Origin of the sequence: Pedobacter polaris, from assembly GCF_005116505.1 — a bacterium.
Classification (GTDB): Bacteria; Bacteroidota; Bacteroidia; order Sphingobacteriales; family Sphingobacteriaceae; genus Pedobacter; species Pedobacter polaris.
The window spans coordinates 1-8,882 of sequence record NZ_SWBR01000009.1 but is presented as its reverse complement, the minus strand read 5'-3'; the positions used below and the strand labels follow the sequence as shown (position 1 = coordinate 8,882).

Annotated in this window: 6 protein-coding genes and 1 pseudogene; 1 reads left to right on the top strand and 6 read right to left on the bottom strand. The window is 39.9% G+C overall.

Going from position 1 to position 8,882, the window contains the following annotated elements; genetic code table 11:
- The 4 genes and pseudogenes from FA048_RS19580 to FA048_RS20075 all read right to left on the bottom strand — a co-directional run.
- Positions 1-551 (bottom strand): DUF6443 domain-containing protein (locus FA048_RS19580; protein WP_225872587.1); only part of this gene is annotated, 551 nt, incomplete at its 3' end.
- 10 nt (positions 552-561) lie between these two features.
- Positions 562-4,041, bottom strand: a complete 3,480-nt coding sequence (locus tag FA048_RS19575; protein ID WP_136844354.1) for a hypothetical protein — start codon at positions 4,039-4,041, stop codon at positions 562-564.
- 699 nt (positions 4,042-4,740) lie between these two features.
- Positions 4,741-5,631, bottom strand: coding sequence for an ankyrin repeat domain-containing protein (locus tag FA048_RS19570; protein WP_205943533.1), 891 nt, complete (start codon positions 5,629-5,631; stop codon positions 4,741-4,743).
- A pseudogene (locus FA048_RS20075) lies at positions 5,619-6,524 on the bottom strand (RHS repeat-associated core domain-containing protein); the annotation flags it as partial. The gene FA048_RS19570 and the pseudogene FA048_RS20075, both read right to left, overlap by 13 nt.
- Before the next feature lie 444 nt (positions 6,525-6,968).
- Here FA048_RS20075 and FA048_RS19560 point away from each other — a divergent pair.
- Entirely contained in the window at positions 6,969-7,409 is a 441-nt protein-coding gene (locus FA048_RS19560; protein WP_136844350.1) for a hypothetical protein, read from the top strand.
- Here FA048_RS19560 and FA048_RS19555 read toward each other — a convergent pair.
- Both FA048_RS19555 and FA048_RS20070 read right to left on the bottom strand, forming a co-directional pair.
- Positions 7,394-7,786 carry a DUF3592 domain-containing protein gene (locus FA048_RS19555; protein ID WP_169306912.1) on the bottom strand — a complete coding sequence of 131 codons (393 nt, stop codon included), beginning with the start codon at positions 7,784-7,786 and terminating at the stop codon, positions 7,394-7,396. The two genes, FA048_RS19560 and FA048_RS19555, sit on opposite strands and share 16 nt — an antisense overlap.
- 1 nt (position 7,787) lies before the next feature.
- A complete protein-coding gene (locus FA048_RS20070) occupies positions 7,788-8,690 on the bottom strand; it encodes an RHS repeat-associated core domain-containing protein (RefSeq protein ID WP_317130529.1) in 903 nt (300 codons plus the stop codon).
- Positions 8,691-8,882 lie beyond the last annotated feature (192 nt).

Genomic DNA, 8,882 nt, shown 5'->3' with positions numbered 1-8,882 from the left:
ACATTACTGCTGTAGTCCGCCCTAACCGTATGGCCCGAACCCGCAATAGCTGCATTGTAGGGCTGCCATACAGCTCCAGGTGCGCCCTGCTCGAGTACCCTCCCAATCGGAGAGGCCTCCAGTACCGCCTGGCTGTAGGGATATGGTGTCTTTACAACATTAGCGTCCCAGCCCGAGGTACCATAGAAGGCAGCCTGTCCGGCAATCGCAGTAGCCCTATAGCTTCCGTCACTGCCCGTCTGCTCGGCATAGGGAAGGTACTTCTTCACTTCCCTGCCGTACTGGTCGTACTCGATGGGAAGCACGACGTCCTTCCCTGTCGGGCTTGCCTGCCAAGTTACAGTCTGCAGCGGACGGCCCAGGCCGTCGAAATAGCTGATGGTGCGGGTGGCGCTGTCAACCGGAAGGCTGGAAAGGGAACTGTTTGTTTTTTTGCCGGCGGTCTTCACCACAGTCTCCACAACATAGTTCCGTGAACTGGTCGGGGACTGGGCCATCATCCCTGAAATGTTGGCGATCAATATAATGGCGGTAATATATGTTCTTTTCATCTGGCGCTTATTAAAATATGTACTTATCTATATTTAGCGTTGTGGTGGGGGTATCAAACGCAAAGCCGGTTATGGAGTAGGAGCTTGCCGAGGTACGCATGGCCCCATTTGCACCGCCACTGTTAAAGATGTACCATGAATCCCAGCCCAGGTCTGTATTGGGGTCCCAGCCGGAACCTGCGATCGTTACCTCGATGTTATAGGTGCCATATGGAACGCTAACCCCTGCCATCAGCTGTGCATGGTCGAAGGAATGGAGTACGGCCCCACCTGCATTCCTGACCACAAGCCCGGTGATGTCCGCAGCATATGGGCCTCCCGGGTAATAGGGGGTGGTCAAATTTAGATAGGTGATCTGCGTACCGTTACCACCGCCGCCGCTATAACCGCTGCAATCTGTCACCTGCCCTGCATAATTGTAACAATAGCTTTTGACGATGTCCCCATTCTGGTCCCTGATGGCCTTCAGCCGCTGGAACGAGTCGTACTCGTAATAGGTCGTCATACCCTTGGCATCCGTCGTACTCGTCATCCCAATTAGGGGATCATAAGTATAAGAAGTAATAAAAGCATTTTTTAATAAGGGACTTGCTCTTAATGGGGCTAAAAAATTGTTAACTTGAGAATCACTCGTAGGAGTAGATAAACTAAAATTATTAACAGCCAAATCACCGCCTAAAACCGATGCAATTGTAGCATAGTCTATATTCTTAATTTCAGCTATGGGATGCTTATTCTTATAAGACCATATGTAACATGTTTTTATGCCATCCACAGGCATATAACTTAAAATATTCCCAAATTTATCGTAAGAGAGGAATTCGATTTTCGTCTCTTCAGCTTCTGATCTAAACTTTGTTTTAATGCTTTTAGGGGTAATTAAAGAAGCGTTTGTTGGCCAAAACCTACTATAATTTGTAAGAGAGCTAGCCAAAAAATCAGTATCTACAAATTCTTCTGTTTTAATGGGTAGGCTAATCATGTTTTGATTAACCATCTCTTGGTAAGGTTCTGTATGGCCCATAGCTACCATTTCATGAGGATAACTAATTTTTTTCGTTTGTAATTTGCCTTCACTTGTGATGGTACTTATTGTAGTAGGTGAAGTAATGTGAAGATTATTATATTGATAATTATTTACCTGAATTATAGGTGAATTAGAGGATAAATAAGTCTTTGTTGTATCTGACAATAACTGAAGATATCCCGTTTCATATTCATTAACTTGTGTCTGAAAAAGTTGTTGGTTAACAAGCGAGGGGATACCGCCCTCTAAACCCATTGCAAATCTCATCTTAAAAGCAGACCTAGACCAGATTTTATCTGTATCATACAATGCTTGATAATTAGTTGTATTTGCTGCTACTTTTGAATAAGTAGATCCATTTAGAAAATCATTTTTTTCATTGACATGGCCATAAGCCCATTCAGTTTTATTGTCATAAGGTAGTGTTGTTCCATTAATAAAATAAGGAGTTTCATACCCTCCACCGCTTCCCATTCCTGAAAACTGAAAAGAGTATACAGTTTTACCAATATTATTGCCGGGGTTGCCAATATATTCTGTTACTTCAGGATAAGCAACTACTTCACCATTATAAAAAAGACTTGTAACTGGTTGAGACATGATGGTTCTATACCTAGCAGTGATTTCAGATACATAATCTGATACCCAATGAACACCATATCCAGGCTGACCCGGAACTGCAACGCAATTGGTTATCAGATTAAGACGAGTTAATTTGTCCTGTTGAATAACATAAGGGTTGTAGATCAAATTACCTGTCCAATGCCTTAGGTATCCTGCACCAATTTCATTTATACCATAGGTAAAATATTTTTGTTTTGTCAAACCAGACACCGGATTATAATCAGCTATTTTATTTATGCGTAACCCTCCTACTACCTTACTTGTATTAGTTTGGCTGTTATAGGCTTTATTAGCTTCATAGGTAAATGTTGTGGTACCCCCAGTTGGGTATTTGATTTCTGTGAGTATTCCAGCCTGCATATAATGTTCATCACTCGACCTATCTGCATCTCCAAGTTGCAAATCAAAGTTAGATCCGCCTGTGATGCTCGTTGAAATTGTACTAACGGGAATTAAGCTTTGGTTATTTTTGGGACCGTTGTAATATCCCCATTCATCCATATCATAACTAAATCTATTAGGGAGGTTAGTAAAATTGTAACTAAATTCATATTTAAGGGGATCTGGATCACCACTTCCAGAAATTTGAACATTTGCCAGTTGTAATCGTGTTTCATAATAACTGCCTGGAGAAAATGGAAGCGTACCTGTTGATAAGATTTCTTGATAATTGAATTTAATCTCCTTTATAATAGAATTGTTATCATTATAAACAATAATCCTGCTTAAACACCTCAGATTTTCTTTAATATCATAGTTTTGCGTTCTACCAGCAATTTCAAAAATTACTTTACCTCCTCTAAATTTAATTTCCTTAGCATATAGTACTTCAGTGGTGTACACCTCTGGGTAGCTGGCATCATCAACAGTTTCATACAGATAAAGCTGTTGCAAATTGTTGTCATAAAGATATTTCTTTATTTGACCATTAACATACTTACTAATTAATGGTTTAGCCAATTGTTCATCTGTTGGTTTTAGCATTGTATTTATGTATAAACAACTTTGAACACTTCCGGTCATTTCATTATAGTTTGAAGAGCTATTATCTTCTACTGTAATTTTATGTGATTGGGGTGAAACGGTAAATTCATCATATTTTGGATGGTAGTCAAAATAAATAGTATCTAACAAATTAGCTGATACAATTTTAGTACCTTTCCATGCAGTAGTTTGTAATAAACTTGTCCGCTCTAACTTATTCCCACCAAAAAAGTATTGCCTTCCATTATCATCTACAATTTTAAAGTTTGTGAGTTGATTAAGGCTAACTCCCGGCGATGTAATTTTAATAGGTTGAAAAGGGAGGGTTTTGATATTGTAACCACTAATATTCGGTTTTCTACTATAAAGAAAAGAGCCGCTTTTATCAACTAAATTATAATAAAATTGGTCAGGTAATTCATCATATATATTATTTACCAGCCCATCCAGATATTCTTTTTCGTTTGAGCCTAAGTTCTCATTATACAAAAAGTGATTCTCATCAGGCCTACCGTTTATGGCCCTTGTTATGGTAGGTTCAGCTATTAATGACCAACCTGACCCAACCCACCCAGATTGGTCAAAGACCTTGATACCAGAAGAATGGTATTTTAATACAATTGGCACTTCTAAATCATTCACTTTAATCGTATATAATGGAATAGAAATGTTTGCAAGACCCCGTGCATGATCAACTGGGAACTCAATTGACTTTATCAAGCTAGCCGATTGCGGAGAGACTGGCACTGGCGTGTTAAACAATGGCTTAGCAGTAACTTGAGCATTAGTTACATTAAAAGACTGGCTACAGAAAATTGCTAAGAATGTGACGTAGAATAAATAGTTTAATTTCATATGAACAAAAGGAAAACTTAATAATCAAAATGGCTTATGGTAAAAGAATATCATAAATCTATCAAGCTATTAGTCTAGTAAAGAATATTTTTGCCAACTGCCATTTTCAGGTGACGAACGATAGGAATCCCATGATGAACTAGGGTTTTGGGCTGATATTTTTTTTTGAAAACGAGGCTTTTTTAACGAATTTTAGGTCGTTTTTTAATGAATTCTGCGTGAAATTGGATTTTGAACTGAAAACTTTAGTTTAAGCTTCCGAACTTGGGTTAAATTAAAACGCAGAGAACACAGCGTTGCACAAAGAACACAGAAGTTTATTGTTTTGGCATATCCTTTCAATCTTGTAAATGAGTGATCTCATTGCTTTGCATATCGATAAATATGAATTTAGCTCTGCTCATAGCTATGATGCCTTATAAAAATCCGAGCAAAGTATCCTTTTCTGGTTTTTTTAGCACTAGAACAATTTCTGTTATAGTTCTGACTGCAGCCTAGTGAAGTAAAAACGAATTTCCTACCTACTAGAAAATAATAGATATCCAATAGGAGGTCGGCAAGCAATAGTCGGTCCTCTAACAAAAAAGTTCAGCACATCTTTACAATATGCTGAACTTTTATTTAACTAAATCACAAGCGGGACGCTTGCGCTAGATGGAGGGGGATTTTATAAAAAACAGACCGATTTAAATATATTAACTAGTATTTTTTCACATATTCCTCCCAGCTATCGGGATATTTTTTCTTTATATCCTTAAGTATATAATTTGGGACTGGTTCTTTATCATAGTCCAGTCCTTTACCTTTTAAAAAGGCTATAACTTCAAGCTTTTTCCGATAATCTGGAGAATCAAGGTTCAGCATGCACTTTCTTAGCGCTAGAAGGATATATACATCTGTGCCGTCCGCCATTTTATATAGCAACTTTTTATAGTCTGCACCATGTTCGAGCAGATATAGAAGAACGTCCATCTTGTCGTTCATCAGCGCATCGGTAATGGGCAGCTTCACTTCGGTATCATATCCCGAGCTGTTAACGTCGGCTCCGGCTTCTACCAACAGTTCGACCTTTTCCAGTACGTTCTCCCGGCCGTATGAAATGGCGCTATTAAGTACCGTTTCGCTCAGTCCGTCCTCCTGTTTCTTGGGTGCGTTCTCTATCGAATTTGGATTTCCCTTGTATGCCAAAAGGAGCTTAACATATTTCGGATCTTCATTCTTTGCCGCATAGTGCATCGGGGTCGTTCCCCTATACGTGTCTTTTTGATTGGGATTCGCACCATGCTTCAGCAGTGCTTCTACAGCCACGTAGTTATCGTTCTGTATTGCCATCATCAACAGCGTGCCCCCAAAACGAGGCTCTCCAATGTTTGAGCTTTGACCTTCTGCTATGGCAACGGCAATGGCCAACGTATCGCTGGCATTAACCGCCTTGGCCAAGCCCCAAATTGGGGATCCCTGGAACAGTCGATAGTCATGTCCCAGAAGCTTCGATTTGTCCACAGATGTATCTATGTTCTTGCACCCAAAAACAAACAGGCACAAAATAATTATTGAGATATTCTTCATACACATTTTTAATTCTCCCATGGTATTGGTTTTGTAAGATAGTCTTTTGCGCTCTTTAAAAACATATTAATTAGGCTGGGCTTTGAAAGCGATTCGATAACACTGTCTATACTATGACCATTGTAAACACCAGAAGCACTTTTTGGTGTCAACGTATGCCTTGTACCACCGGAGTTGGGAAGTATCAACATCTTATCCTGTACTATCGTTAATGGATCCGTCCTCATAACATATGCGTCAACATTACCTTTACCAAATCCTTTGGTAAATGGGCTCAGTCCTGCGGCATTGAACGTAATACCCTTGTCGCCCGTAGCAATCGCATTTGCTTCGGCAAGCCCCCCGCCTAAAGAATGGCCTGTAAAGGTCAGCTCAGCACCTCCAAGTTGCTTACTCAGAGCCTTTGCGTTATTGGTCGATTGTTCGTGCTGCCCGGAAAGACCGACTAATTGTTTTACATTTGTCGCACCGTCCTGACCAACAAAATCCTCTGTACCTGCGGTGGCATACGTATACTCTGTCTTACCATCAACTGTACGCTCGTACAGTGCCGACTTAAATCCAGTCTTTTCATTTGTATAATTCAATCCAGTAGACAGGTTAGATTGCGCCCATCCACCTTTAAGGGCAACCTTATCCCCATACACGTGCTTTGACATTAATGCAGCTTCTTCAGGGGTAGGTTCAAACGCGTACATCCCGTCAACATCGATGAACCTTATAGGGTTGTTCAGCGCATAACTATAGGGACTAAACCTTCTCGAAACCTCGCTTAATGGGTCTATCGTGTTGAAACGCCCTATCTCCGGGTCATAGAACCTTGCCCCATAGTCGTACTGTCCCAGCTCATCCTGAAGTTCCTTGCCATTGTACAGGTAACTGTTCGTACCCGCCGTTGCGCTATGCCTCAATCCAAAGGCATAGTAACCGAGCTTGCGAGCTCATTCACACCATTGAAAACAACAACCAAATGTGGATAATTGTCCTCCTGCAGCTTTCTTACAGCTCCGTTATAAATATCGAAACTATATCTCACATTTCCTTCTAATGAAAACAATAATTTCAATCCTTTTAAAACAAAAAGGCAGCATACCTCTTACAATATGCTGAACTTATTTAACTAATCGCAACCGGTACGCTTCGCTAAAGTGAGCGTAAACAAAGGTTTGTTTCCTGCAAGGGAATAATAATTTTATTTATTAACTTTTGTTCTCTACAACTGGATTAGGTATCCTTTTGTGCATTATTATGAACATAGGAGATAAGATAGCGACACTGTGCAAGGTAAGGAAGATATCGTAGGGCATCATACGTAATCCCAAGACTGGCAAGGCATATTTACACTAAATAACAAAAACATGAAATACATTATTGCATCATTCCTTCTTGTGCTTATTAGTTGCGGCAACACCAACCCACAAGAAAAAACAGAAGACCCTAACCTGCAAAAGCTGATGGACACATTCTTCGAAAAGTATAAGACCAATCCAGGAGAAGCGGTTGATTTCATATTTGGAACCAATACCGATATCGCCCCAGAACAGGTTAAGGAACTTAAAGAGAAGCTGTCCACAATAAGCGTACTTGCAGGCAAATTCTATGGGCAAGAGCAGATAACTTCTCAAAAAGCAACATCAAGCCTTGTCTACTTTAGTTTTTTGGTAAAGCATGACAAACCTATTCGATTTATATTTATGTTTTATAAACCTAAAGACAAATGGAAGATATACAAGTTTAAGTTTGACGATCAAGTAGATGCTGAGCTAGAGGAATCAGGAAAAGTTTATTTCATCAAATAAACACATGAGATAATAAGACCCACTAAGCCTATTGTTATAGATACAACCTCTATATAAACATATTTCTTGCTGTCTATTATAAATTTCTTATGGTCAGCTCGATCGTAGATAACATCTATTTCTTGACCTTTTTTAAAGGCAGCAGGATAGGTTCCAAATGAGGATTTTTCCTCAAATTCGATGTTTTCAAGTGTCCTATAGCTAACTACGGGATAATAAGCTCGAGTACCTCCCTGGTACTCGAGCAATAAATCAGAAACTAGACCTTGGACTTTCACTCCGTTTTTCTCATAACGTTTTCTCTGTAATAATTTTAACAGACCAATGCACAGCACCAATAAGCTTGCTATCATTCCATATACAACACTATTATCCATACTATTTATGTGTATTATTAGTTGTTTCTTTAAACCAGTTTGTAAAATAGTTCCTAGTTGCATCTGACCAATTCTTGACAGCCTCACCCATTTGCGCAATATTAGCTTTAACCTCTCCGTAAACAACCCCTAACTTTGCACTAACACTAACTTCTGATGAGGAACCTAAACCGGTTTCCAACCCTGCGCTTACTTTTGTATTAGAAGATGCAGTTAAAGAAAAAGCATTGTTTGTAGCGTTGGTATAGCCTAGTTGTAATCCATCTCCAGGCTTATCCAATGAAAGCGAAAACGTTCCTATGGATGGCGTTGCAACTCCCGCCTTTACCCCTCCATAAGCTATATCTGCCGAGCCTCCTTTAATGAGACTTCCTTCGAGAAAACTACCTTTTCCACTAAAGTTCAAGCCTATATTTGGCCCCATGACTTCTGCAGAAACACCTACCCCCCCTTGCTTGAACGACGCCCCAACACCAAGACCAACCCCTAAAGAAACTTCAAAAGTATTAGCAGCAGCCTCATTTCCCCTCCTGGCAGGAGCGTTAACATTCTCCTTAAGCGCTGCACTTATCCATGTATTTCTAGTGCCTTTATGTGGACAATTTGGATCATCACACTTACCATCAGGGTCAATTCTGTTCATCGGATTGTTGGAACAGAAATGATATGGATTTAGGCTTTGTGAATGCTCTGCCAACGGATCCACACTGTTCCATCTACCTATCACCGGGTCATAGAACCTTGCCCCGTAGTCGTACTGTCCAAGCTCGTCCTGCAACTCCTTGCCGTTGTACAGGTAGTTGTTCGTACCCGCCGTTGCGCTATGCCTCAGTCCAAAGGCATAGTAGTTGTCCTCCTGCAGCTTCCTAACAGCTCCGTTATAAATATCGAAACTATATCTCACATTTCCTTTAATGAAATGATAATTTCAAGCTTTTCAAACCAAAAAGTTCAGCATATCTTTTACAATATGCCGAACTAATTTTAACTTGATTAAATACAAGAAGCTTGCATAAATAGGAAGTAACTTTAGCCAATCAGCTTTCCACTAATCAAAGTAAGCACTACTCAATGATAATAAAATCACCACTTTTTC

Coding starts and splice junctions, on each gene's coding strand:
- FA048_RS19575 (WP_136844354.1), bottom strand. CDS start 4,041: ATGAAATTAAACTATTTATTCTACGTCACATTCTTAGCAATTTTCTGT.
- FA048_RS19570 (WP_205943533.1), bottom strand. CDS start 5,631: ATGGGAGAATTAAAAATGTGTATGAAGAATATCTCAATAATTATTTTG.
- FA048_RS19560 (WP_136844350.1), top strand. CDS start 6,969: ATGAAATACATTATTGCATCATTCCTTCTTGTGCTTATTAGTTGCGGC.
- FA048_RS19555 (WP_169306912.1), bottom strand. CDS start 7,786: ATGGATAATAGTGTTGTATATGGAATGATAGCAAGCTTATTGGTGCTG.